The sequence below is a fragment of the Pseudomonas berkeleyensis genome, from assembly GCF_014109765.1.
Lineage (GTDB): Bacteria > Pseudomonadota > Gammaproteobacteria > Pseudomonadales > Pseudomonadaceae > Aquipseudomonas > Aquipseudomonas berkeleyensis.
In genome coordinates this window covers 2668465-2694560 of the sequence record NZ_CP059139.1, presented here as the reverse complement: position 1 = coordinate 2694560, position 26096 = coordinate 2668465, and the positions used below count along the sequence as shown (strand labels likewise).

Annotated in this window: 19 protein-coding genes and 1 pseudogene; 9 read left to right on the top strand and 11 right to left on the bottom strand. The window is 61.0% G+C overall.

Translation table 11 applies throughout. From position 1 onward, the window contains the following. Positions 1 to 121: 121 nt before the first annotated feature. Positions 122 to 769 (bottom strand): hypothetical protein, encoded by a 648-nt coding sequence (locus HS968_RS12565; protein ID WP_119691181.1) that lies wholly within the window; start codon positions 767 to 769, stop codon positions 122 to 124. Between the two features lie 102 nt (positions 770 to 871). Here HS968_RS12565 and HS968_RS12560 point away from each other — a divergent pair, with 102 nt between their 5' ends. Continuing rightward, the gene (locus tag HS968_RS12560; RefSeq protein WP_182371476.1) at positions 872 to 1651 is read left to right on the top strand and encodes a TSUP family transporter; all 780 of its coding nucleotides are present in this window, start codon (positions 872 to 874) and stop codon (positions 1649 to 1651) included. Positions 1652 to 1742: 91 nt separating this feature from the next. Here HS968_RS12560 and nudC read toward each other — a convergent pair whose 3' ends face one another. From nudC to HS968_RS12525, 7 genes are all read right to left on the bottom strand, one after another. Beyond that, entirely contained in the window at positions 1743 to 2567 is an 825-nt protein-coding gene (gene nudC / locus HS968_RS12555; protein WP_182371475.1) for an NAD(+) diphosphatase, read from the bottom strand. After that, positions 2567 to 4246, bottom strand: coding sequence for a ferrous iron transporter B (locus HS968_RS12550; protein ID WP_182371474.1), 1680 nt, complete (start codon positions 4244 to 4246; stop codon positions 2567 to 2569). The genes nudC and HS968_RS12550 overlap by 1 nt, the downstream gene beginning before the upstream one ends. Before the next feature lie 37 nt (positions 4247 to 4283). Continuing rightward, on the bottom strand, positions 4284 to 5096 hold the full coding sequence (locus HS968_RS12545; protein WP_119691177.1) for a crotonase/enoyl-CoA hydratase family protein: 813 nt from the start codon (positions 5094 to 5096) through the stop codon (positions 4284 to 4286). Between the two features lie 202 nt (positions 5097 to 5298). Then, positions 5299 to 7542, bottom strand: coding sequence for an Orn/Lys/Arg family decarboxylase (locus HS968_RS12540; protein ID WP_182371473.1), 2244 nt, complete (start codon positions 7540 to 7542; stop codon positions 5299 to 5301). A 121-nt stretch (positions 7543 to 7663) separates the two neighbouring features. Next, positions 7664 to 8365, bottom strand: coding sequence for a DNA polymerase III subunit epsilon (gene dnaQ / locus HS968_RS12535; protein ID WP_238338965.1), 702 nt, complete (start codon positions 8363 to 8365; stop codon positions 7664 to 7666). Between the two features lie 129 nt (positions 8366 to 8494). Further along, entirely contained in the window at positions 8495 to 8947 is a 453-nt protein-coding gene (rnhA, locus tag HS968_RS12530; RefSeq protein ID WP_061239171.1) for a ribonuclease HI, read from the bottom strand. Positions 8948 to 8988: 41 nt separating this feature from the next. Then, positions 8989 to 9747 carry a class I SAM-dependent methyltransferase gene (locus HS968_RS12525; RefSeq protein WP_119691173.1) on the bottom strand — a complete coding sequence of 253 codons (759 nt, stop codon included), beginning with the start codon at positions 9745 to 9747 and terminating at the stop codon, positions 8989 to 8991. 72 nt (positions 9748 to 9819) lie between these two features. On the opposite strand from HS968_RS12525, the gene gloB reads away from it, so the two are divergent. The 8 genes and pseudogenes from gloB (at position 9820) to fabI (ending at position 21026) form a co-directional block, all read left to right on the top strand. Further along, entirely contained in the window at positions 9820 to 10593 is a 774-nt protein-coding gene (gene gloB, locus HS968_RS12520; protein WP_182371471.1) for a hydroxyacylglutathione hydrolase, read from the top strand. Between the two features lie 110 nt (positions 10594 to 10703). After that, entirely contained in the window at positions 10704 to 12278 is a 1575-nt protein-coding gene (locus HS968_RS12515; protein ID WP_182371470.1) for a lytic transglycosylase domain-containing protein, read from the top strand. 214 nt (positions 12279 to 12492) lie between these two features. Beyond that, a complete protein-coding gene (locus HS968_RS12510; RefSeq protein WP_182371469.1) occupies positions 12493 to 14322 on the top strand; it encodes an extracellular solute-binding protein in 1830 nt (609 codons plus the stop codon). Beyond that, positions 14319 to 16478, top strand: a pseudogene (locus HS968_RS26905) (extracellular solute-binding protein); the annotation flags it as partial. The gene HS968_RS12510 and the pseudogene HS968_RS26905, both read left to right, overlap by 4 nt. A 13-nt stretch (positions 16479 to 16491) precedes the next feature. Next, a complete protein-coding gene (locus HS968_RS12500; protein WP_182371467.1) occupies positions 16492 to 17565 on the top strand; it encodes a microcin C ABC transporter permease YejB in 1074 nt (357 codons plus the stop codon). A 3-nt stretch (positions 17566 to 17568) separates the two neighbouring features. Further along, positions 17569 to 18588 carry an ABC transporter permease gene (locus HS968_RS12495; RefSeq protein ID WP_075747984.1) on the top strand — a complete coding sequence of 340 codons (1020 nt, stop codon included), beginning with the start codon at positions 17569 to 17571 and terminating at the stop codon, positions 18586 to 18588. 1 nt (position 18589) lies between these two features. Then, positions 18590 to 20203: an ABC transporter ATP-binding protein gene (locus tag HS968_RS12490; RefSeq protein ID WP_182371466.1), complete on the top strand. Its 1614-nt coding sequence runs from the start codon at positions 18590 to 18592 to the stop codon at positions 20201 to 20203. A gap of 28 nt (positions 20204 to 20231) precedes the next feature. Next, positions 20232 to 21026 (top strand): enoyl-ACP reductase FabI, encoded by a 795-nt coding sequence (fabI, locus tag HS968_RS12485; protein WP_106741505.1) that lies wholly within the window; start codon positions 20232 to 20234, stop codon positions 21024 to 21026. A gap of 152 nt (positions 21027 to 21178) precedes the next feature. Here fabI and HS968_RS12480 read toward each other — a convergent pair whose 3' ends face one another. The 3 genes from HS968_RS12480 to lon all read right to left on the bottom strand — a co-directional run bounded on the left by HS968_RS12480 (position 21179) and on the right by lon (position 26025). Next, complete coding sequence (locus HS968_RS12480; protein ID WP_182371465.1) at positions 21179 to 23026, bottom strand: SurA N-terminal domain-containing protein; 1848 nt, start codon at positions 23024 to 23026, stop codon at positions 21179 to 21181. Between the two features lie 194 nt (positions 23027 to 23220). Beyond that, the gene (gene hupB / locus HS968_RS12475; protein WP_003239952.1) at positions 23221 to 23493 is read right to left on the bottom strand and encodes a nucleoid-associated protein HU-beta; all 273 of its coding nucleotides are present in this window, start codon (positions 23491 to 23493) and stop codon (positions 23221 to 23223) included. Positions 23494 to 23628: 135 nt separating this feature from the next. Further along, positions 23629 to 26025, bottom strand: a complete 2397-nt coding sequence (gene lon, locus HS968_RS12470; RefSeq protein ID WP_182371464.1) for an endopeptidase La — start codon at positions 26023 to 26025, stop codon at positions 23629 to 23631. Between the last annotated feature and the right edge of the window lie 71 nt (positions 26026 to 26096).

Below are 26096 nucleotides of genomic sequence, written 5' to 3'. Positions count from 1 at the left end.
CCCTGAACGAAAAAGGCACCTTGTAGGTGCCTTTTTTGTAGGGTGCGCCGTGCGCACCGCAGATGGATTCGGTCTATCGGTGCGCACAGCACACCCTACTTCCGCCACACTCTGCTATCGCTTACCAATCCTTCAGCGCGGCTTCGGCTGCGGGGTTCATCGGCTCAGCCAGCAGGCCGGTCGGAGTCAGACTGACGCTATAGACCGCATCGGCGGCAATCGGCAGATAAGTCACACGCAACGCCTGTGGGTCGAACAACAGCAGGTCACGCTGATTCATGCGCAGCCAACGCCACAGATCGACGCCATAGGGGCTTTCGGCCAGTTGTACGCGGCCATGCTGCGCCAATGCTTGCTGCTCGATGGCCAGAAAACGCCCCGACAAACGCTCCAATCGGTAGCCAGGCTCCAGACCGATCAACTCGGCCAGGCCTTTCCAGCGAATCAACCGACCATCGAGCTGCCACATGTCACCTTCCAGAGTAACCGTGCGCTCGCGCCCACCTTCGAGCAGCGTCACCTGATAACGTTGCGGGCCATCGGCCTTGAAGCTCAGCGTCACCAACGGCTTACCCGGCTGCAACGGTTCGTAGGCGTACAGATCGTAGGCCACCAGGCCCACCAGCCCGGCCAACGCGAGAAATGCCAGACCACAGGTACCACGCAACCAGCCGAGGAACCAGCCTGTATTGAGCAGGATGCGCAGTGCCACCAGCAGCGCCAATACGGCCAATAGCGCCACGGCCCAGGCCAACCCGTCGTATTGCATCGATTGCGTTCCTTCTCTGGCGAAATCCCGGCATTATGCGCAGCTCTCCTCACGACGAACAGCCAGCAGGCTGCGCATTCGCCCACAAGTCGACACTTTAATATGCCCTTCGCTCTCGAGCTCGCCATCGACCCCAGCACACTGGCCATTCTCGCTCTGGTCGCCTTCATCGCCGGCTTTATCGACGCCATCGCCGGCGGCGGTGGCCTGCTGACCATCCCCGCCCTGCTCACCACCGGCCTGCCACCGCATCTGGTGTTGGGCACCAGCAAGCTGTGCGCCACTTTCGGATCGGGCACTGCCGCTCTGACCTTCTACCGGCGCAAGCTGTTCAGCCCGGGCAAGTGGAAGAACGCGATGGCCAGCACTGCCATTGGCGCCATTGGCGGTGCAGTGTTAGTACACTGGATGCCAGCCGAGTGGATCAACAAGATGCTGCCGTTGGTGGTATTCGCCTGCGGCCTGTACCTGCTATTCGGCAAGACACCCGACGCGCCGCTGGACGCCGATCTGCCCATCGCGAGCCGCCGGCAATGGCCCCAGGGCATCGGCCTGGGCTTCTACGATGGCGTAGCCGGCCCGGGAACCGGTGCGTTCTGGACGGTCAGCACGCTGCTCATGTACCCGCTCGATCTGGTGCGCGCTAGCGGTGTGGCACGCTCGATGAACTTCATCAGCAACGCCTGCGCTCTGGCGGTGTTCATCATCGCCGGGCAAGTGGCCTGGGTGCTGGGTCTGTGCATGGGCTTTTCGCTGATGGCCGGCGCCTTTCTCGGCGCACGCACGGCGATTGGCGGCGGCTCGAAATTCATCCGCCCGGTATTCATCGCCGTGGTTCTGGCGCTTACCGCCCGCCTGGTCTGGCAGCACTGGGTCGGTTAACTCCGCCAGGACATAGCGTCGTGTAGGAGCGGCTTCAGCCGCGAAATGATCGGTGAAATTCGCGGCTGAAGCCGCTCCTACATGAGGAGTTCTAAATCGGCAGCGTCGGCTCGGGCAAACCGAGGCGGCGAGCGACGTAGAGGTCGATCAGATGGCGGGCAATGGAGCGCGACGCAGGCAGCGGCGGCAACTCGTCGACACGGAACCAGCGCGCATCCTCGATTTCGTCTTCCTGCATGACGATCTCGCCACCGGCATATTCGGCATGGAAACCGAGCATCAACGAATGCGGAAACGGCCAGCCCTGGCTGCCGATGTACTGCAGATTCTTCACCTCGAGGCCGACTTCCTCGCGTACCTCGCGCGCCACGCAATGCTCCACCGACTCGCCTGGTTCGACGAAGCCCGCCAGGGTGCTGTAGACCCCTGTCACGAAGCGCGGCGAGCGCGCCAGCAGGACTTCATCACCACGCGTCACCAGCACGATCATGCTCGGCGCCAGGCGCGGATAATGCTGCGATTCGCAGCTGTCACAGCGCATCGCCCGCTCACCAGGAAGCTGGCGAGTCGGCGCACCGCAACTGCCACAGAAACGATGTTCGGCGTACCAGGTGCCGATCTGCGCGGCGTAGGCCAGCATGCGGAAGGTTTCCGCCTCGCCCTGCAGCATGAACTGACGCAGGCTCTGCCAGGTGCAGCCCTCCAGAGTGGCCGAAGGCTTGAGTTGCAGCAGGTAAACGGCATCTTCGCCGAAATGACCGATGCCCTGCTCACCGAGAATCGGCAGATCCTGGCGCTTGATCCAGTCACGCGGGAACAGCACGCCGTTGCTGTCGGCAAGAAAGTGCTGCTGGCTGTAGAGCAGCGCCCAGCCCCCCGGCTGGGCCGGGTCGAGGAATGTATTGCGCCAGACCATCAGGCAGCCACCGGCATGCCCAGCGCCTTGACGCTCTCTTCGGCAAGGTCGAGCACACTCGGGCAGGTTTCAGGGCGCATGACGGCGCCAGCTTCCAGGTAATACTCCAGGCTGCTGAGCGCATCAGCGAGGGTTTCCAGCATCTGCTCCGAGGGCATCTGCCCGGTGTCGAGCATGCGCGTCTGGATGTAGTCGGCGCAGGCCCCAACCAGCATCGCGGCGCGACGCTGCTCGAGGAACCAGAGGCCGCCACGCACGGCCTGCAGACTGAACGGAACATTGGCCAGGTGCATCTTGTCACCGGCTGATTCCAGATACGCGGTAATCGCCCGCTTGGCCAGAGCCAACCCCGCCTGGGCCTCGTCGACCACGACGATGCGTGCTTCGTTGAGCTGATGAATGGCAAAGGAGTCCGCTTCGTTACCCGGCTCGACGGCAGTCGGACGGGTATCTCGCCCTTCGCCGCGCTCAAGGCTGGCCACCATGCCTTCGACATAGAGCACGGCATCGGCCAGCTTGTGCAATTGCTCCGGATGCGGCGGTGTGTCTTCGCTCCAGCCAGCGACATGCGGCAACTGGGCGCTGAGGGAGTTACCGGCCGAGTTCAGGCCGACCATGCCCAGGGTCTTGGCCAACTTGCCCAGCAGCGAATGCAAAGTCCCCAGGGTTTCACCCTGCAGGGTGCCGCGCTCGAGCAGGTCGAGCATATCCTTGACGCTGGCCAGTTCTTCGCGAATCGCGGTAGACAGCGAACGCATCACCGCCTTGCCCGGCCCGGCAAGACGTTGATATTCCTCTTCCAGCAGGTGGTCGGTAAACGGCAGCGGCGTGAGACCGAACACTTCACGCATGGCAGTGGCGTGCGGGCCATGGCTGTCGGCGAGCGCGACCAGATACAGCAGTTCCTTGAGCAAGCTGCGCGGCGCTTCGTATTGCGGGTTGCCGAGTATCAGTTTGAGCTCGCGATCCAGTCGCGAGAACAGCTGCTTGCGCGACTTGCGCGGCAGCAGTTGGCCGTCGCACTGAGCTTCGATGGCCGCAGCGCCTATCCAGCACATGCGCCCACGCGGTTCGTTGGCGAACAAGCTGTCCAGCCGCGCCATGGCGCGCACCATCAGCTTGAGGCTGGCCTGTGGATTCTGCTCACGAATGAAACCCAGCAACCCAATCTGATACATATGCCGCAGGCGCTTGCCTTCGGTCAGTTTGGCAGCGCCATCGAGCGGTTGGCTCGCCGTATGCGGACGTGCATGATCGAGACGCACACTGAAGAAGAAGCTCTCCGGGAGTGCTTGCTGAGCACCTGCCTGGCGCAGATCGTTGATCGCCGGCAGCAGCAGCTCTGGCATTTCCTGGCGGTGAGCGTCGACGTTTTCCAGGTAGCGGCGCAACACATGCAACGCGTTACTGAGCGCTGCCAGTTGCACGTCACGCTCCTCGCCGGCACCAGCGGGAATGTCAGTGGCCTGATCCAGCACTTCCTGAGCCAGCAGCTCGGCGCCGGCCAGCTCGATCAGATTGAGCGTACCGCGCACCTGGTGCAGGCTTTCCACCGCCTGCTGCAACAGACTGCCGTTGTGCCGCTCGGCGATGAAGTGCTCCAGGCTCTGCTCGGCCTCCTCCATGGTGACGAACAGCTCGTCGCGCACCAGGTTCAGGGATGTGGCTCCACTTACCATGCTCTAGACCTCGCAGCGAACATCAGCGAAAACGGCATCAGTCGGCAAACTCCGGCTTCTGCTTGGTCATGTGCGCCGCCATGGCCAGGCGTAGGTCTTCCGACTGCAGCATGGCAGCGTTCCAGGTGGCGATGTATTCGAGGCCATCGTCGACCCGGTGATCGCGCATGTAGCGAATCATTTCTTTGGTGCCGCGCACGGCAATCGGCGATTTGGCAGCGATTTGTGCGGCAATCTCCATCACCCCGGCAAGCAACGCTTCATGGCTTTCGTAGGTGCGGTTGACCAGGCCGATGCGGGCAGCTTCATTGCCATCGATGTTGCGCCCGGTGAAGGCCAGCTCACGCATCATGCCGTCACCGATGATGCGCGGCAGGCGCTGCAGTGTTCCGACGTCGGCGGCCATGCCCATGTCGATTTCCTTGATCGAGAACTGCGCATCGACCGTGGAATAGCGCATGTCGCAAGCGCTGATCAGGTCGATGGCGCCGCCGATGCAATAGCCCTGAATCGCAGCCAGCACCGGCTTGCGGCAATTGTCGACGGCGTTGAAGGAAGCTTGTAGCTCGAGAATCTTGCGGCGCAGCGCTGTGGCATTGCGGCCGACGTCCTTGCCCAGCTGGGCGCCGACCGAGGCCAGCAGCATCAGGTCGATACCCGAGGAGAAGTGTTTGCCTGCGCCCGAGAGCACCACGACGCGGACTGCGTCATTGTCATCGACCCACTGGAAGATCTCGATGATCTCGCGCCAGAAGTCGGCATTCATGGCGTTGATCTTTTCCGGACGATTGATCTGCACGTGAGCGATCTTGTCCGCCAGCTCGACGCGGAAGGCTTTGTAGTCGGACATGGCAGGCATCCTCAGCAGCGGCTTGGCAGCACGATAATTATTTTGTGATTAATAACCGAGCAACTATAACAAGCACGCCATAAAAGTCGATGCTTGCCACTGTGACGCAGGGCACGCCCCGGACGTTATCAATTGCTTTGAATATCAGAGATAAGAGATTGATCTGTCGAGGTTCTTGCTCCTCGACAGATCCGCAGCTCATTCACTCCACCAGGCAATCCACGCAGTACTCGCCCGCTTCGGTTTGCAGACCGTGCACGTCGATATCGAAACCCGGGAAGGCCTGGTCGAAGGTACGCGCGAACGCCAGGTAGTCGAGAATCGAGCGCGTCGCCGCGGTGAAGCGCTCACCCGGCATGATCAACGGAATGCCCGGCGGGTAAGGCACCAGCATCACCGCAGCGATACGCCCCTGCAACTGATCGATAGGGACTGCCTCCACCTCGCCACGTACCAGGCGGTCATAGGCATCAGCAGGTTTGATCGCCAGCTCGGGCAGCGCCGTGTACATGCTCTTCAGCGCCTTGGCCGTGGCGTTCTCGCGATAACAGCCATGCAGCGCATCGCACAGATCGCGCAGGCCCATACCGTGATAGCGCCACGCGCCAGCGTGGGCGATAGAGGGCAGCACATCGATCAGCGGCAAGTTGGCGTCGTAGCTGCGCTTGAACTCCAGCAGCTCGGTCAGCAGCGTGCTCCACTTGCCCTTGGTGATGCCCATGGAGAACAGCACCAGGAAGGAATACAGGCCTGTTTTCTCTACCACCAGACCACGTTCCCAGAGGAACTTGCTGACCACCGCAGCGGGAATGCCCTGCTGCTCCAGCTTGCCAGCCGCATTGAGCCCAGGCATTACCAGGGTGACCTTGATCGGATCGAGCAACACGTAATCGTTGGCCACCTCGCCGAAACCATGCCAGTCGGCGTCCGGCTGCAGCAGCCAGTCAGCAGTCGACAAACTGTCGGCACCATCGGCGGCGCTCGGCTGCCAGATGCTGAACCACCAATCCTCGGCATTCAGGTTGCGCCGTACGTTGGCCAGCGCACGACGGAAGCTCAGCGCCTCGTCGAAGGTTTCCTGAATCAGCGAGCGCCCTGCCGGCCCTTCCATCATCGCCGAGGCCACATCCAGCGAGGCGATGATGCCGTACTGCGGCGAGGTGGAGATGTGCATCATGAAGGCTTCATTGAAACGGTCACGATCCAGCTGGCGTTGCCCACCATCCTGCACGTGAATCATCGAGGCCTGACTGAAGGCCGCCAGCAGCTTGTGCGTGGAATGCGTGGTGAACACCAACGGCGAATGCGCGTCGCACTGGGTGCCCATGCCGTAGCGGCCGGCATAGAACTCGTGGAACGCCGCGTAGGCGTACCAGGCTTCGTCGAAGTGCAGCACCTCGACCGAATCGCCCAATGCCTGCTTGACCATCTCGGCGTTGTAGCACAGCCCGTCATAGGTGGAGTTGGTCACCACCGCCAGTTTGACCTTGGGCGCACGACCGCGGGCCAGCGGGCTGGCGTCGATCTTGGCCTGGATCGACTCCCTGCTGAACTCAGAAAGCGGAATCGGCCCGATGATGCCCAGCTCGTTGCGCTCGGGGCACAGGTACAGCGGAATCGCGCCGGTCATGATGATCGAGTGCAGGATCGACTTGTGGCAGTTGCGATCCACCAGCACCAGATCATCACGCCCGACCATCGAATGCCAGACGATCTTGTTCGCGGTCGAAGTGCCGTTGATCACGAAGAAGGTGTGGTCGGCGCCGAAGTTGCGCGCCGCACGCGCCTCGGCCTCGGCCAATGGCCCGGTGTGATCGAGCAGCGAGCCCAACTCCGGCACCGACACCGACAGGTCGGAACGCAGGGTGTTCTCGCCGAAGAACTGGTGGAAGGCCTGGCCTACCGGGCTCTTGCGGTAGGCCACACCACCACCGTGACCAGGCGTGTGCCAGGAATAGTTGGACTGCGCGGTGTGCTGCACCAGCGCCTTGAAAAATGGCGGCAGCAGGCCTTCCAGGTAGTTATGCGCCGCACGCGCCACCTGCCGGGCGAGGAAGGAGACGGTGTCCTCGTAAAGATAAAGGATGCCGCGCAACTGATTGAGATCGGCCATGGCCTCGGCCGGCGCGTTCTCGATGGTCACCTGCTCGCCGAGTGCGAAGATCGGCAGTTGCGGCGCCCGCACCCGCGCTACGCGGATCAGCTCGACCATGTCCTGCAGCAGACGACTGTTCTCGCCCGCCCCCTCGGCGGCCACCAGGATGCAGGCCAGGCCGTGATGAGTGGAAGCGACGATACGCCCTTCTGCCGCACTGGCCGTGGGCAGAATGCTGAAGCCGTCCTGGGTAAGCTCCTGAGCGATGGCACGCACGCGATCACCGGCCACGGTATCGGCCTTGATGTCGCGGTGCACGATTAGGACGGGAAACTTGAGGTCTTTATACATTGTGACGTCCTGAAGGCTGGCAGGCTTGGCCTGCCCATCGCCTCAGGTTAGAGGCTCCCCTTCAGCGGCGGAACCCCCCATGCATCACGCTATAACAAAAGGTCGCAATTGCGCTGTTCGGTTATTCCGGCGCTTTTTCCAACTGCGCCCACAGCGACGGTCCGCCAGCGGACTTCTCGATCACGGCCAGACGCGCCATATGCGCTGCGAGCTCATCGTCGCTGGCACGAATGACGCGCGTGCGTGGGCGCGAGGCGTCCAGACGGCGGATCGGCGTGGCCTGCTGACGCCCACTGCCATCGCCGTCGGAGCCTTCACCAGCCAGAGACAGATTGGTTTGCCCACCGGTCATCGCCAGGTAAACGTCGGCGAGAATCTCCGAGTCGAGCAAGGCGCCGTGCAGTTCACGGTTGGAGTTGTCGACGCCATAGCGCTTGCACAGCGCATCCAGGCTGTTGCGTTGTCCCGGATGGCGCTCACGCGCCATCATCAGGGTGTCGAGCACCGAGCAGTAGTCACTGACATCGGAGCGTTCGCTCTGCCCCAGCAAGGCGAACTCGTTGTTGATGAAGCCAACGTCGAACGCCGCGTTGTGGATGATCAGTTGTGCGCCCTTGATGAATTCGTAGAACTCATCAGCGACTTCCTTGAATCGCGGCTTGTCGGCTACGTACTCGTTGGTGATGCCGTGAACCGCGATGGCGCCTTCATCGATCTCGCGATCGGGGTTGAGGTAGACGTGGAAATGACGCCCGGTCAGCCGGCGCCCCAGCAATTCGACACAACCGATCTCGATGATGCGGTGCCCGTCGGTGACCGGCATACCCGTGGTTTCGGTATCCAGCACCACATAGCGTTTGACGGTGTTATCGGTGGTCACGCCTTGCCTCTCTCATCTATCTAGGTTGTCGCACGTTCAGTGCGGCATCTTAACTCAGGTGGTGGTCAGCGTTCAGCGCGCCGAGCGCACCTCGTCGACGCCGCGATTGGCCAACTGGTCAGCTCGTTCGTTGCCGGGGTGGCCAGTGTGACCACGCACCCACTGCCAACTCACCTGGTGACGATTCACTTCCTCGTCCAGCTTCTGCCAGAGGTCGGCATTCTTCACCGGTTCTTTCGAGGCCGTTTTCCAGCCGCGCTTCTTCCAGTTCGGCAGCCATTCCTGGATGCCCTTCATCACGTACTGCGAGTCGGTCACCAACTTGACCGTGCAGGGCCTGGTCAGGGCGATCAGGCCGGCAATCGCCGCCATCAACTCCATTCGGTTGTTGGTGGTATTCGGGTCACCGCCCCACAGCTCCTTTTCCACCCCTTTGTACACCAGCAACGCCCCCCAGCCGCCGGGGCCAGGATTGCCCTTGCAGGCGCCATCGGTGTAGATCACGACATCATCGGTTTCAGACATTCATAAGCTCAGTACAGAATTGATTGGCCGGGGCATGGCCTTCAGTTGTCGAGATCGCGCCGGCTGATCTTCGCCACGGGCATCGGCAGCAGCTTGCCCATTGGCTCGCGGCGCGACTGCCGCAACGGGCGCAGCCCGACCACCAGTTTGCGTGCCACCAACAGGTAGAAACCGGCTCCCGGCAACTGCCAGGCATCGCCCCAGCTTTCCATTCGCCGCAGGCGCATTTGCCAGGCCAGCGAAGCGAGCGGCGGACGATAGCACCCGAACCGGCGTTTCTCCAACGCAAAGCCCAGCAACGTCAACCAGTCACCGACCCGGTTCGGGGCAATACAGCGAGCCTTGGCAAGGCCATCCCGGGCAAACAAACTACGTGCTCCCCAGGCACTCCAGGGATGGATACCCAGAATCAGCAGATGCCCTCCAGGCCTGACGCTGCGAGCGGCTTCACGCAGCAGGCCGTGAGGCGACAGGCTGAAGTCCAGGCCGTGCTGCAACACCACCAGATCCGCCGCATGCTCGCCCAGCGGCCAGGATTGCTCCTCGCAGACGATCTGCACGCCTGGCATGGGCGCACCGAGACGCACGTTGTGCTGGATTTGGCCGGCCTTGGGCGGCCCCTCGGCACCGGGCCCATAGCTCACCAGATAACCCCCGAAAAAGCGCGCCAGTTCCTCTTCCAGCAGGCGTCGCTCCTCTTCCAGCAACAGTTGGCCGAGGGGGCCGGCAAGCCAGTCTCGCGCCTCGCCAATGAGTTTGAGCCACTCAGGGTCGGCCTGGGCGAATGCCTGATCAGTCATCGCTGCCTCCGCATGACAGTTTCTGCATGTCGTGCCTAAGATGCACCTTTATGACCAGCTTAGCGACCCGCAATGATTCAGATCGACGCGCTGCCCGCCTTCAATGACAACTATATCTGGCTGCTGCAGGAGCCGCGCAGCAAACGCTGCGCCGTGGTCGACCCCGGTGATGCCGCGCCGGTTATGGCCTGGCTGGAGGCCCATCCTGATTGGCAACTCAGCGACATCCTGATCACCCATCATCACTTCGATCATGTCGGCGGTGTCGAGAAGTTGAAGAATGCCACCCATGCGCGTGTCGCCGGCCCAGCGGCAGAAAAGATCCCGGCGCGCGATATCGACCTGAACGACAACGACGAGATCGACGTGCTCGGCCTGCGCTTCAAGGTCATGGCCGTCCCTGGCCACACCCTCGGCCATATCGCCTACTACCATGCAGAACAGAACCTGCTGTTCTGTGGCGACACCTTGTTCGCAGGCGGCTGTGGTCGCCTGTTCGAAGGCACACCGCAACAAATGCATCAATCCCTGAGCCGCCTGGCTGCTCTGCCCGGTGAAACGCTGGTGTACTGCACCCACGAGTACACGCTGAGCAATCTGCGCTTTGCCCACGCCGTGGAGCCGGACAATGCGCGCCTGAACGAGCGTCTGGCCGAAGTGAGCCGCTGGCGTGACGAAGGCCGTATCAGCCTGCCGTCGAACATCGAACTGGAACTGGCCACCAATCCGTTTCTACGTGCCGAGGAGCCGACGATCATCGCTGCGACCAAACGACGCGACGACCGGCAGTCAAGCGAACCGAGCGCCGTATTCGCTAGCTTGCGTTCATGGAAGGACACATTTTAGTCGTCGACTAAAAGGTCGACAGGCTCGCAAAAGGCTGGTGAAAACTTGACCAGCCTTGACCCGATTCCTAGAATCGCCCGACCTTTTCGCCGGGACATACACCTCACCCAATGCCTTCATCATCACGCAAGCCATTGAATATCAAGGCATTGGTGCGCAGCGCTCGAGCGCTCGCGGTGATGTGTTGCGTGACCCTGGCCGGCTGCCAGAGCCTGCCCAGCGAGACCCCGAATCGCGCAACCGACACCTCCCGTGCCGTTGGCCTGGAACGTGAACCGGAGTGGCTGAGCAGCGACGTCAAACCACGCGAATACAACGATATCTGGGAACGCTTGCGCGACGGTTTCAAACTGCAGGATGAAATCGGTATCAACCCGCGCATCGAACGTGTACGCCTCTGGTACGCCAGCAATCCCAAGCACGTCGATACCGTCAGCGAGCGCAGTGCACCTTATATTCACTATATCGTCGAGCGCCTGGCCGAGCGTGACATGCCAATGGAACTGGCACTGCTGCCGGTGATCGAAAGCGCCTACGACCCGCAGGCCTATTCTTCCGCCCATGCCGTCGGCCTCTGGCAGTTCATTCCTTCGACCGGTCGCCACTACAACCTGCGCCAGACCAATTGGTACGACGGCCGCCGCGACGTCACCGCATCGACTCAAGCCGCGCTCAACTACCTCAGCCGCCTGCATGAAATGTTCAACGGTGACTGGCTGCTCGCCCTGGCAGCCTACAATGCCGGCGAAGGCCGCATCAGCCGCGCCATCGAACGCAACGAGAAGCTCGGCCTGCCCAGCGACTACTGGAACCTGTCGCTGCCCAAGGAAACCGAGGACTACGTACCCAAGCTGCTCGCCCTGTCTCAGGTGATCCTGACGCCCGAAGCCTATGGCGTGACGCTGTCGCCGATTGCCAACGAACCCTACTTCGAGCAGATCGCCATCAAGCAGCACATGGATCTGTCCCGGGTCGCCCAACTGGCCGACCTCGATGAAGAAGAGCTGCGCCAACTCAACCCTGCCTACAAGCGCGGCATAACCCTCGACGGGCCGCAGCACCTGCTGGTACCGACCGAAAAAGCCGAGATGCTCAGCGCCAGTCTGGCCCTGATGAAACCGCAGGAAATGGTCGACTGGCAAAGCTATACCGTACGCTCCGGCGACAGCCTGCACGCCATCGCCAACCGTCACCACCTGTCGGTCAACATGCTCAAGGATGTCAATCGCCTGAGTGGCAACAACCTGAGCATTGGCCAGGTGCTGACCATTCCCGCCAAACCTGGCGTGTCGCCCAGCGAGCCGCTGTATCAGCAGCACAGCACCGCACAAGTGGCAGCCAGCCGTACCTACCAGGTGAAGAACGGCGACAATCTGTGGCAGATCGCCCGCGCCCACCAGGTCGCCGTGCATGACCTGCAGCGCTGGAACAAGCTGCAAGGCAATCAGTTGAAAGTCGGCCAGGTTCTCAATCTGGCGGCCGCCGATAGCGGCGCTCGGGTCGCCAGCACTGCGCGCAGCAAGAGCGATTCTCGCGATAAAGCCACTTACTATCGCGTGCAGCAGGGCGATTCCTTCTACGTCATCGCCAAACGCTTCAAGATCGACCTCAAGAACCTGCAGGCCTGGAACCCGCGCAGCAGCACCCTGCGGCCTGGTCAGATGTTGACCCTCTATCTGCCCTGATCAGCACTGCACGACATGTCCTGAAAAACCTCGCCCTGGCGACGTTTTCAGAACGAGATCGCTGTATTGGCGTGTCCTCGAAGCATTCCGCGCAGATACCTATCGAGTAGCCGTTACCCGGCACCTGCTGTCGCGCTCTTTTTCCTGCCGATACAAGCTGTTACTGTACCGACCCAGAAGCCCAAAAGCCGCCATGGATCGGATCTCACGCCCGATGCGTCCCCTCCTCCTGCTGTTCCTCAGCCTGGCCTTGAGCTTTCCCGCCTCTGCGACCATTAGCGAGAGCCACGGCTACGCCCAGTTCGGGACACTCAAGTACCCCGCCAGCTTCAGTCACTTCGACTGGGTCAACCCCGATGCGCCCAAAGGTGGCACGTTGCGTATCATGGCCGCCGGTACGTTCGATACGCTCAACCCTTATACCTTCAAGGGCAGTAGCCCGATCTCCACGGCGCACTTCCTGCAATATGGCGTCAATGAGCTGAACGAACCGTTGATGGTCGGCACGGGGGCCTACGACCCCTCGGGTGACGAACCGGCCTCCAGCTATGGCCTGATCGCCCGCAGCGTGGAGTACAGCGAGGATCGCAGTTGGGTCGTGTTCAACCTGCGTCCTGAAGCCCGCTTTCACGACGGCAAACCGATCACCGCGTACGACGTGGCTTTCTCCTATCGCCTGCTGCGCAACGAAGGCCATCCGCAGTACCGCACCAACCTGCAGGAAGTGAAGCGCGTCGACATCCTCAATCGCCACCGCATCCGCTTCGTTCTCAAGCGTGCAGGTAACCCGTTGCTGATCCTGCGCCTGGGCGAACTGCCGGTACTGCCGCAGCACTACTGGAAGGATCGTGACTTCAAGGCCACCACGTTCGAAGCGCCGCTGGGCAGCGGCCCTTACCGCATCGTGCAGGTCGTACCGGGCCGGCGCCTGGTTTTCGAGCGTGTGAAGGATTGGTGGGGCAAGGATCTGCCGGTCAACCGTGGCAAGTACAACTTCGATCGCGTCGAGGCGGAGTTCTACCGCGACAACCACGTCGCCTTCGAAGCATTCAAGGCGGGTGAATTCGATCTGTATATCGAGAACCAGGCGAAGAACTGGGCCAACGGTTATCGCTTTCCAGCCATCACCCGTGGCGAGGTGATCCGCGCGGAAATCCCCCACCAGATCCCGACCCAGACCCAGGCGCTGTTCATGAACACCCGTCGCACGCTGTTCAGCGATCGCAGGGTACGCGAAGCGCTTGGCCTGATGTTCGACTTCGAGTGGACCAACCGCACGCTGTTCAACAATGCCTACGTGCGCGCCGCCAGTTACTACCCCAACAGCGAATTCTCCGCCACCGGCAAGCCCGAAGGCGCCGAATGGCTGCTGCTTTCGCCGCACCGTGACAAGCTGCCGAAGCGCCTGTTCAGCGAGCCGCCGACACAACCGGTAACCGACGGTCGTGGTGTACCACGGGAAACCATGCGCCGCGCCCTCGGTCTATTGGCCGACGCCGGCTGGAAACCCACTGGCCAGCAACTGCGCAACGCCCGTGGTGAGCGCTTCGAGTTCGAGATCATGCTGGTCAACCCCAGCCTCGAACGCATCCTCCAACCCTATACCGCCAGCTTGGCCAGCATCGGCATTCGCGCCAACCTGCGCACCGTGGATCGCGCCCAGTACAAGCAACGCCTCGACCAATTCGACTACGACATGATTCTGCTCACCTTGCCGCAAACCCTTAGCCCCGGACTGGAACAATCGATGTATTTCCATTCCAGCCAGGTGGGCATCAGGGGCGGACGCAACTATGCCGGTGTGGCCAATCCGGTGGTCGACGAGATGATCGACAAGCTGCTCTCGGCGCAGACCCGTGACGAACAGGTCGCTGCCACCCGCGCGCTGGATCGTGTCCTGCTCTGGCAGCATTACAGCATCCCCAACTGGTACATCAATTATCACCGCCTGGCCTACCGCAATCGGTTCGCCTTCGTCACCACGCCGCCCTATACGCTGGGCCTGCGCACCTGGTGGCTGAAGCCCACGGAGAACGCTCGATGACCCACCCGCTGCGCAGTTTCCTGCTCCACGGTAGCAGCATCATTCTGCTCGGTCTTGCCGGCCTCACCGTTGCCGCCCCGCAACACGCCACCACGCTCTATGACGAACCACCCAAGTATCCGGCGAACTTCAAGCATTTCGACTACGTCAACCCCGACGCACCGAAAGGTGGCATCTTCCGTCAAGCCGGCTTTGGCGGTTTCGACAGTCTCAACCCGTTCATCAGCAAGGGCGTGTCGGCCGACGATATCAGCCTGATCTACGACACCCTCACCGTGCAAAGCATGGACGAGCCTTTCAGCAGCTATGGATTGATCGCCGAGAAGATCGAAAAGGCGCCGGACAACGCCTGGGTACGATTCCTGCTTCGCAAGGAGGCGCGCTTCCACGATGGCACGCCGGTGACTGCCGAAGACGTCCAATTCACCTTCGAGACCCTGATGAAAAAAGGTGCACCGATGTACCGCGGCTACTATGCCGACGTCGAGCGGGTCGAAGTGGAATCACCACACAGCGTGCGCTTCATCTTCAAGCACGCCGGCAATCGTGAACTCCCCCTGATCGTCGGTCAGCTGCCGGTACTGCCCAAGCACTGGTGGAGCGAGCTGGACGACAGCAAGAAAGCGCAGCAGCCCGTGCTGGGTGACGAACGCATCAGCGCGGCAATCGAGGCCGACCCGGACGGCCGTTCGATTCTCGTACGTCTGCAGGAAGCTCCACTCCTGGACGGCAATCAGAAACTCAGTCTGGAGGTGCTGCAACTCAACCTGCAAGCCGCCAGCCGCGCCGAAGACCAGGCCCTGGCACCACTCAAGCAGATCGACAACATCACCGAAGAGGATCAGCGCAGTCTGCGTCTGAGCCTGCGCAAGCCTGCCGATGACGCCCTGCTCGCAGCCTTGCGCCAGTTGCCCTTGTTGCCGACCAAGCGCGACTTCGCTCGCGGCAATCTGGAGCGCCCGCTTGGCAGCGGCCCCTACAAGGTCGGCCGTGTGCAGGCTGGGCGCAGCATCCGCTACGACCGGGTCGAGGACTGGTGGGCCAAGGATCTGCCGGTCAGCCGAGGTTTCTACAACTTCGACCAGATGCAGGTCGATTATTACCGCGACAACACCGTGGCGCTCGAAGCGCTCAAGGCCGGCCAATTCGATTACTGGCTGGAAGTCAGCGCGAAGAACTGGGCCACGGCCTACAACACGCCAGCGGTCGCCAACGGCCAGTTGCTCAAGGAAGAAATCCAGAACCGCAACCCAACGGGCATGCAGGGGTTCATTTTCAACACCCGCCGCCCGCAGTTTCAGGATCGCCGCGTACGCGAAGCCCTGGGCCTGCTGTTCGATTTCGAATGGGCCAACAAACGCCTGTTCAATGGCGCCTATTTCCGTACTCGCAGCTACTTCGACAACTCCGAGCTGGCCTCGCAGGGCCTGCCGGGCGAAGACGAGCTGGCCATTCTCGAACCACTGCGCGGCAAGATTCCGGCTGAAGTGTTCAGCGAAGAGTTTCGTGTACCAGTCACCGACGGCAGCGGCATCATTCGCGAGCAACAGCGGCGCGCCTACCAACTGCTGCAACAGGCTGGCTGGCGCATCGAGGGTGACCGCATGCTCGACGCCAACGGCCAGCCCGTGAGCTTCGAGTTCCTTCTCGCACAGACCGAGTTCGAACGCATCCTGCTGCCATTCAAACGCAACCTGGCAGATCTCGGCATGGATCTGGTGATCCGTCGCGTCGATGTCTCGCAGTACCTCAACCGCCTGCGTTCGCGCGACTTCGACATGATCGTCGGCGGGTTCGGCCAGTCCAACTCGCCCGGCAACGAGCAGCGCGAATACTGGCACTCCTCCAGCGCCGACAACCCCGGCAGTCGCAACTTCATTGGTCTCAAGGATCCAGCTATCGACCAGCTCGTCGAGGGACTGATCAACGCCGACTCACGGCAGAGCCTGATCGCCCACACCCGCGCCCTGGATCGCGTGCTGCTGTGGGGCTACTACGTAATCCCCAACTGGCACATCAGAACCTGGCGAGTGGCGTACTGGAACCGCTTCGAGCACCCGAAAGTCACACCGCTCTACGATATTGGCCTGCATACCTGGTGGGTGCGCCCGGGCCAGGAGCAGCCGAGCGAGGCGCAGCAACAAACGACCGAAGAGGCAGTGCAATAACATGCTGGCCTATATCTTTCGGCGCCTGCTGCTGATCATCCCTACCCTGTTCGGCATTCTGGTCATCAACTTCATCATCATCCAGGCCGCACCTGGCGGCCCGGTGGAGCAGATGATCGCCAAACTCGAAGGCTTCGATGGCGCCACCAGCCGTATCGCCGGCGGCGGCGCCGAAGTCTCCGTGGCCGGCTCCAACTATCGCGGCGCACAAGGCCTCGACCCGCAACTGATCGCTGAAATCGAGAAGATGTACGGTTTCGACAAGTCGGCGCCGGAACGCTTCTGGATCATGCTGAAGAACTACGCGCAGCTCGACTTCGGTTCCAGCTTCTTCCGCGATGCCCAGGTCATCGATCTGATCATCGAGAAGATGCCGGTGTCGATCTCCCTTGGCTTATGGAGCACCCTGATCATGTATCTGGTCTCCATTCCCCTGGGGATCGCCAAGGCCACGCGCCACGGCAGCGCCTTCGACGTCTGGACCAGTTCGGCGATCATCATCGGTTACGCCATTCCTGCGTTTCTCTTCGCCATCCTGCTGATCGTGCTGTTCGCCGGCGGCAGCTACTGGGACTGGTTCCCGCTACGCGGGCTGACCTCGAACAACTTCGAAGAGCTGAGCTTCGGCGGCAAGATTCTCGACTACCTCTGGCACCTGGTGCTGCCGGTCACCGCACTGGTCATCGGCAACTTCGCCACCCTGACCCTGCTGACCAAGAACAGCTTCCTCGACGAGATCGGCAAGCAGTACGTGACCACGGCCCGTGCCAAGGGCCTGAGCAATAATCGCGTGCTCTACGGCCACGTCTTCCGCAACGCCATGCTGCTGATCATCGCCGGCTTCCCGGCCGCCTTCATCGGCATCTTCTTCACCGGCTCGCTGCTGATCGAAGTGATCTTCTCGCTCGACGGCCTGGGCCTGATGAGTTTCGAGGCAGCGATCAACCGCGACTACCCGGTGGTGTTCGGCACCCTGTTCATCTTCACCTTGCTGGGGCTGATCGTGAAACTGATCGGTGACATCACCTACACCCTGGTCGATCCGCGTATCGACTTCGAAAGCAGGGAGGGTTGATCGATGAAACTCTCCCCTCTCAATCAACGCCGCTTCGAACGCTTCAAGGCCCACAAACGTGGCTGGTGGTCGCTGTGGCTGTTCCTTATCCTCTTCGGCCTCAGCCTCGGCGCAGAAATGATCGCCAACGACAAGCCGCTGGCAGTGCGCTACGACGGCGAGTGGTATTTCCCGGTGCTCAAGCGCTATCCGGAAACTGTGTTCGGCGGTGAGTTCCCCCTTCAGGCCAACTACAAGAGCCCCTACATCCAGGAACTGATCGCCGAGAAAGACGGACGGATGATCTGGCCGCCAATCCCGTTCAGTTACTCGAGCATCAACTACGACCTGGAAGTGCCGGCACCCGCACCGCCCTCTGCACAGAACTGGCTTGGCACCGATGATCAGGGCCGCGACGTGCTGGCACGAGTGATCTACGGCTTCCGCATCTCGGTGCTGTTCGCCCTGATCCTGACCCTGGCCAGCTCGGTGATCGGCGTTGTTGCCGGCGCCTTGCAGGGCTTTTACGGTGGCTGGGTCGACCTGCTCGGCCAGCGCTTTCTGGAAATCTGGTCAGGCCTGCCAGTGCTCTACCTGCTGATCATCCTGGCCAGTTTCGTCCAGCCCAATTTCTGGTGGCTGCTGGGCATCATGCTGCTGTTCTCATGGATGAGCCTGGTGGACGTGGTACGCGCCGAGTTCCTGCGCGGGCGCAATCTAGAGTACGTGCGCGCTGCCCGCGCGCTGGGCATGGATAACGGCGCGATCATGTTTCGCCACATCCTGCCCAATGCGATGGTCTCCACCATGACGTTCATGCCGTTCATTCTCACTGGCGCGATCGGCACGCTTACCGCCCTGGACTTCCTCGGCTTCGGCCTGCCGCCTGGCGCACCCTCGCTGGGTGAACTGGTCGCACAGGGCAAGAGCAACCTGCAGGCGCCCTGGCTGGGCATCAGTGCCTTCGCCGTACTCGCGATCATGCTGAGCCTGCTGGTGTTCATCGGCGAAGCCGCCCGCGATGCCTTCGACCCGAGGAAATGACATGAGCCAGCCCGAAACCCTGTTGCAAGTTCGCGACCTGGCCGTGGAGTTCGTCAGCGGCGAGCAGCGCCAGTGCGTGGTCGAAGGTGTCAGCTTCGACATCCGCCAAGGCGAAACCCTGGCCCTGGTCGGTGAGAGTGGCTCTGGCAAGTCGGTCACGGCCCACTCCATTTTGCGTCTGCTGCCCTACCCGCTCGCTCGCCACCCGCACGGCAGCATCGAGTACGCCGGTGAAGACCTGCTCAAACTCAGCGAAGGCCGACTGCGCGGCATCCGCGGCAACCGTATCGCCATGGTCTTCCAGGAGCCCATGACCTCGCTCAATCCGCTGCACAGCATCGAGAAGCAGATCAACGAAGTGCTCGCGCTGCACAAGGGTCTGCGCGGCAAGGCCGCCAGTGCACGCACGTTGGAGCTGCTCGAACTGGTTGGCATCCCCGAACCGAAGAAGCGCCTGAAAGCCTACCCGCATGAACTTTCCGGCGGCCAACGGCAACGGGTGATGATCGCCATGGCGCTGGCCAATGAGCCACAACTGCTGATTGCCGACGAGCCAACCACTGCGCTGGACGTCACCGTGCAGCTGAAAATCCTCGAATTGCTCAAGGATCTGCAGGCACGCCTGGGCATGTCGCTGCTACTGATCAGCCATGATCTCAACCTGGTTCGCAGAATTGCACATCGTGTATGTGTCATGCAGCGCGGTCGCATCGTCGAACAGGCATCGTGTGAAAAACTGTTCCAGGCGCCAGAGCATCCCTACACCAAGGATCTGCTCGGTGCCGAACCCAGTGGTGAACCTGCGGCCAACCCCGTAGGCCAGCCACTGCTGGAAGTAGACGATCTGCGTGTCTGGTTCCCGATCAAGAAGGGCCTGCTGCGCAAGACCGTGGATCATGTCAAAGCGGTGGACGGCATCAACTTCAGCCTGCCTCAGGGTCAGACCCTGGGCATCGTCGGCGAGAGTGGTTCCGGCAAGTCCACGCTGGGCATGGCCATCCTGCGACTGCTCGCCAGTCGCGGCGACATCCGCTTCCAGGGCCAGCAGTTGCAGGGCTTGTCGCAGAAAGAGGTTCGTCCCCTGCGGCGACAGATGCAGGTGGTGTTTCAGGATCCTTTCGGCAGTCTCAGCCCGCGTATGTCGGTGGGTCAGATCGTCGGAGAAGGCCTGCGCATTCACGGCATGGGCACTGAGGCCGAGCAGGAACAGGCGATCATCGATGCGCTTTTGGAGGTAGGGCTGGATCCGCAGACGCGGCACCGCTACCCCCACGAGTTTTCTGGTGGGCAGCGGCAGCGGATTGCCATTGCCCGGGCACTGGTGTTGAAACCGGCGCTGATCCTGCTGGACGAGCCCACTTCGGCGCTCGACCGTACGGTGCAGCGTCAGGTGGTGGAGTTGCTGCGCGGCTTGCAGGCCAAGTACAACCTGACCTACCTGTTCATCAGCCATGACCTGGCGGTTGTCAGGGCGCTGAGCCATCAATTGATGGTGGTGAAACAGGGTCAGGTGGTCGAACAGGGGTCTGCCGAATCGATCTTCAACTCACCGCAACACCCTTATACGCAGCAATTGCTGGAAGCCGCATTCATGGCCCCGGCAACGGCTCACTGATCCTTGAAACAGGAAGAGGAATAGCACCATGGGTTTTCTAACCGGTAAGCGCGTACTCATCGTTGGCGTCGCCAGCAAACTGTCCATCGCCTCGGGTATCGCTGCCGCCATGCATCGCGAAGGTGCCGAGCTGGCTTTCACCTACCAGAACGAGAAGCTCAAGGGCCGCGTAGAAGACTTCGCCGCCGGCTGGGGCTCCAGCGCCGACCTGTGCTTCCCTTGCGACGTCGCCAGCGATGAGGAAATCGCAGCCGTATTCGAAGCGCTGAGCAAGAAATGGGATGGCCTGGACTGCATCGTTCACTCGGTTGGCTTTGCTCCTGGCGACCAGCTCAATGGCGACTTCACCGACGTCACCACCCGCGAAGGTTTCAAGATCGCTCATGACATCAGCGCCTACAGCTTCGTGGCCCTGGCCAAGGCTGGCCGCGAGATGATGAAAGGCCGTAACGGCAGCCTGCTCACCCTCTCCTACCTGGGTGCCGAGCGCACCATGCCCAACTACAACGTGATGGGCATGGCCAAGGCCAGCCTGGAGGCCGGCGTACGCTACCTGGCTGGTAGCCTCGGCCCGGAAGGCACTCGCGTCAACGCCATCTCCGCCGGCCCGATTCGCACCCTGGCCGCCAGCGGCATTGCCAGCTTCCGAAAGATGCTGGCTGCCAACGAGAAGCAGACCCCGCTGCGCCGCAACGTGACCATCGAGGAAGTCGGCAACGTCGGCGCCTTCCTCTGCTCCGACCTGGCCTCGGGCATCAGCGGTGAAATCACCTACGTCGACGGCGGCTTCAACACCACCGCCATGGGCGCGATGGAAGACTGATGATCGCCCTCCCGACGAGGCAACTTGTCGGGAGCGCTCTCAGCGTCGTTTAGCGACAGCCGCCAGGGATGGCAGGCAATAAAAAAACCGCACAGTGTGCGGTTTTTTTATTGCCTCGAAAGAGCGCCTGCTGTGCGGCGCTCCCTGAGCGCTTAGAAGCGCTCGATATCAGCCTTGGCTTCCAGCTGCTTGCGCAAAGCAGCGAAGTCCTGCTGGCCAGCACGCGATGCGAGGAAGTTGCGGTACATGGCAAGCTCCTCATCGGCCAGCGCCTCTTCAGGCACATTCACGCCATCCAGACGCAGCACGACATAGTCGCCATTGTTCAGCGTCACACCAGCAAAGGTCGGCTCACCGGCCTTGGCAGGCTTGGGCATACGGAACAGCGCCTGCAACACCTTGGGCTCGACGCCATCCTGGCTGCGCGTAGCCGCTTCCTGCACCTGCCAGCCTTCGGCCTCGGTTTGACCAACCTGAACCGCTGCCAGCAGCTTCTCACCCTCGGCCTTGGCAGCGGCACTGGCGCGCTCCTGCAGCAGATGGTTACGAATGCTCTCGGCAACCTGCTCCAGCGGCAACTGCTCGGGCTTGTCGTGTTCCTTGACCCGTACAACCACCACGGTGCTCGGATCCAGCTCGATGGCAGAACTGTTGGTACCGTCTTCCAGCACTTCCGGGCTGAATGCCGCCTGCAGAACCTGGCGGTTGGCAGTGATGCCGGTGGCGCCACCCTCACGACCGAACGGTTCGGTGACCTTGACGGTCAAGCCAAGCTCCTGCGCGGGCTGCACGAGATCGGACGCCTCGAAGGCAGCATCTTCCAATTGTTTGGTCGCTTCGACGAAACGCAGTTCGACCTGCTGAGTCTTGAAGTCACGCGCCAGCTTGTCCTTGAGACTGTCGAAGCTTGGCACTTCCGGAGCCTGGACGCCGAGCAGCTTGATCAGGTGCCAACCGAACTCGCTCTGCACCGGCTCGGAAACCTGACCTTGCTGCAGCGCGTACAACGCATCTTCGAAGGCCGGATCATAGACACCGCGCCCAGCGTAGCCCAGATCGCCACCATCGGCAGCGGAACCCGGATCCTGGGAGAACTCCTTGGCCAACGCAGCGAAATCCTCGCCGGCATCGACACGCGCCTTGATCTCTTCGATCTTCTTCTGCGCGGCTTCGTCATCGCCCTCGATCAGGATATGCGCAGCCTGGCGTTGCTCGGCCAGATTGGCGATTTCGTTCTGATACAGCGGCTGCAGCTCTTCGTCGGTGACCTCGACCTGGTCGAAGAAGCTGTCCTTCTCCAGTGCGACGTATTCCAGCACCACTTGCTCAGGGCTCATGAACTCGCTGGCGTGCTCGTCGTAATAAGCGCTGACATCGCTATCGGTCAGCTCGATAGACGCAGGATCAGCCTTGATCGTACGGCTGGCAAAATCGCGGGTCTGACGCTCCAGATTGGCGAAAGCACGCGCTTCTTGCTCGGTCACGAAACTGCTGGCACCGAGCCCGGCACGCAGTTGGCCAATCAGCATTTCCTCTTTCAGCATCTGACGGAATTGCAAACGGCTGTAACCCATCTGGCGGATCACCTGATCGAAGCGCGCAGCATCGAAACGGCCATCGGTCTGGAATTCAGGCGTTTGCAAAATGACCTGATCCAAAGCGCCCTCTGAGAAGGCGAAATCCGCATCGCCGGCTGCCTGCAGCAGCAACTTGCGATCGATCAGCCCTTTGAGCGAGGCCTCGCGCAGCAGCTTCTCATCGAGCAGCGAGGCATCGAAGTCACGTCCCAACTGCTGCAGCAATTGACGGCGCTGCATCTCAACGGCCCGGTTCAGCTCGTCGAGGGTAATGGTGTCACCGTTCACGTCCGCCGCATTGTTGCGATTGCTGGTTCCCGTGACGATGGCTTCGAAACCGGTAAAGGCCATCAGCATGACGATGAGGCCGATAATGATTTTGGCAATCCAACCGCGTGAATTGTCCCTGATGTTTTGCAGCATGCTTCCCCCAGAACGGCCGTACAGACTCACCAGCCGCGCAGTGTGGGTAATGTCCAGATAGAAGAAAGGCGCATCCTTGGATGCGCCTTCTCGTAACGTGTTAAGCGGCCAGTGCAGCGGAGTCTGCGACTACCTGCCCTGCCTCCTAACAACCGCCAGAACTAGCCTGACGGCGAGGCAAACCCGGAAGACGCTTAGTTAACGGCGTCTTTCAGAGCCTTGCCAGCTTTGAAGCCTGGGATCTTGGCAGCAGCGATGCTGATCGGCTTGCCAGTCTGCGGGTTGCGACCGGTACGGGCAGCGCGCTCTTTGACAGCGAAAGTACCGAAACCAACCAGTACAACGGAATCACCAGCCTTCAGAGCGCCAGTGACGGATTCAATCACTGCATCCAGCGCGCGGCCAGCAACAGCTTTCGGGATATCAGCAGATGCAGCGATGGCATCGATCAGTTCCGACTTGTTCACTCTAAGTCCCCTTATTTCTGTTGAGTTTGTTTCTTGATTTTTAGTGTAAGCAAAGCGGGTGCTGGATGGCCTGCTGACACAATAAGAGCCGCTTTATAACAAGGGCTCAAAAATTGTGTCAAGGAAGCCCCCCGGCTAATGCGTGCTAATTCGCTCCTTGGAATCAGACTCGCGTTTGTCATCCGTTGCAACCATCTCGGGAGCCGCATCGGGCAAGGGCTCCGGGGCGTATTGCAGCGCAATTTGCAGGACCTCGTCAATCCATTTAACCGGTTTAATCTGCAGGTCTTGCTTAATATTTTCCGGAATTTCTTTCAGATCACGCACATTTTCTTCCGGAATGATCACCGTCTTGATTCCACCACGATGCGCAGCCAACAATTTTTCCTTGAGCCCACCAATGGCCAGCACCTGACCTCGCAAGGTGATCTCGCCGGTCATGGCAACGTCGGCCCGCACCGGAATCTGCGTCAGCGCCGAAACCAGTGCCGTGCACAAACCGATGCCTGCACTCGGGCCATCCTTGGGCGTGGCGCCTTCTGGCATATGGATGTGAACGTCGCGCTTCTCGTTGAAGTCTGCAGGGATCCCCAGACTTTTCGCCCGACTGCGCACCACTGTCATGGCGGCCGTCATCGACTCTGCCATGACATCGCCCAGCGAGCCGGTCTTGATCAGATTGCCCTTGCCAGGCACCACTGCGGTCTCGATGGTGAGCAACTCGCCCCCCACCTGCGTCCAGGCCAAACCTGTCACTTGCCCGATCTGATCCTGCTGTTCGGCAAGGCCGTAGCGATGCTTGCGCACACCCAGGAAGTGCTCCAGCGCATCCGCGGTTACCGTGACCTGGAAACGCTTCTCGCGCACGTGCTCCTTGACCACTTTGCGGCATACCTTGGCGATTTGTCGCTCCAGGCTGCGCACGCCAGCTTCGCGCGTGTAGTAACGAATGATGTCGCGAATCGCCGATTCCTCGAGCTCCAGCTCGCCCTTTTTCAGACCATTGGCCTGTATCTGCTTGGGCACCAGGTACTTGATGGCGATGTTGACCTTCTCATCCTCGGTGTAACCCGGCAGGCGGATGACTTCCATCCGATCCAACAGGGGACCTGGAATGTTCATCGAGTTGGCGGTGCAGAGGAACATCACATCCGACAGGTCATAATCGACCTCCAGATAATGATCGTTGAAATTGTGATTCTGTTCGGGATCAAGGACTTCGAGCAGCGCCGAAGCAGGATCACCGCGCATGTCCTGACCCATCTTGTCGATTTCGTCGAGCAAGAACAGCGGGTTGCGCACGCCAACCTTGGTCATCTTCTGAATCAGACGACCCGGCATCGAACCGATGTAGGTACGACGGTGACCACGAATCTCGGCTTCGTCACGTACGCCACCGAGCGCCATACGCACGAACTTGCGATTGGTCGCGGTAGCGATGGACTCAGCCAGCGAGGTCTTGCCCACGCCGGGCGGGCCAACCAGGCACAGCACTGGCCCCTTGAGTTTCTTCACCCGCTTCTGCACGGCGAGATACTCAAGGATGCGCTCCTTGACCTCTTCCAGACCGTAATGATCGGCATCGAGAATGCTCTCGGCACGCGCCAGATCCAGGCGCACCTTGCTCTCTGCCTTCCACGGTACATTCACCAGCCAGTCGATATAGGAACGCACCACGGTGGCTTCGGCGGACATCGGCGACATCTGCTTGAGCTTGTTCAGCTCAGCATTGGCCTTGGTCAGCGCCTCCTTGGACAGGCCGGCGTTATCGATGCGCTTGCGCAGCTCATCGAGCTCGTTATGGCCCTCATCGATGTCGCCCAGCTCCTTCTGAATGGCCTTCATCTGCTCATTCAGGTAGTACTCGCGCTGACTGCGCTCCATCTGCTTCTTCACGCGGCCACGAATGCGCTTCTCGACCTGCAGCAGATCGATTTCGGCATCCAATAGCGCCAAAACGTGCTCGACGCGGGCGGACAGCGAGGTAATTTCGAGAATTTCCTGCTTCTGCTCGATCTTCAACGCCATGTGCGCAGCCATGGTGTCAACCAGACGGCTAGGCTCATCGATGCTGTTGAGCGACGACAGCACTTCGGCTGGCACCTTCTTGCCCAACTGCACATATTGCTCGAACTGACTGAGCAGGCTGCGAGTAAATACTTCTGACTCACGCTCTGCGGTTTCACCCTCTTCGAGAGGTTGCACTTCAGCACGGCAGTGATCGTCGATTTCGATGAAACGCTCGATGGCGCCCCGCTGCTCACCCTCGACCAGCACCTTGACGGTGCCATCGGGCAGCTTGAGCAGCTGCAGGACGGTGGCAACAGTGCCGACACGATAAAGATCCTGATCATCCGGATCATCGACCGCAGGATTCTTCTGGGCCACCAGCAGAATCTGTTTGTCGCCCGTCATCGCAGCCTCGAGGGCCTCGATGGATTTCTCACGCCCGACGAAAAGCGGGATGACCATGTGCGGATAGACCACTACATCGCGCAATGGCAGGAGAGGCAATTCGATGGTTGTCTTCATGATTTCGGCTCAGCGGCGGCCATAAGGCCGTAAACAGGCGGGATTACCCTTGGCTTTTAAGATGGGGGTAG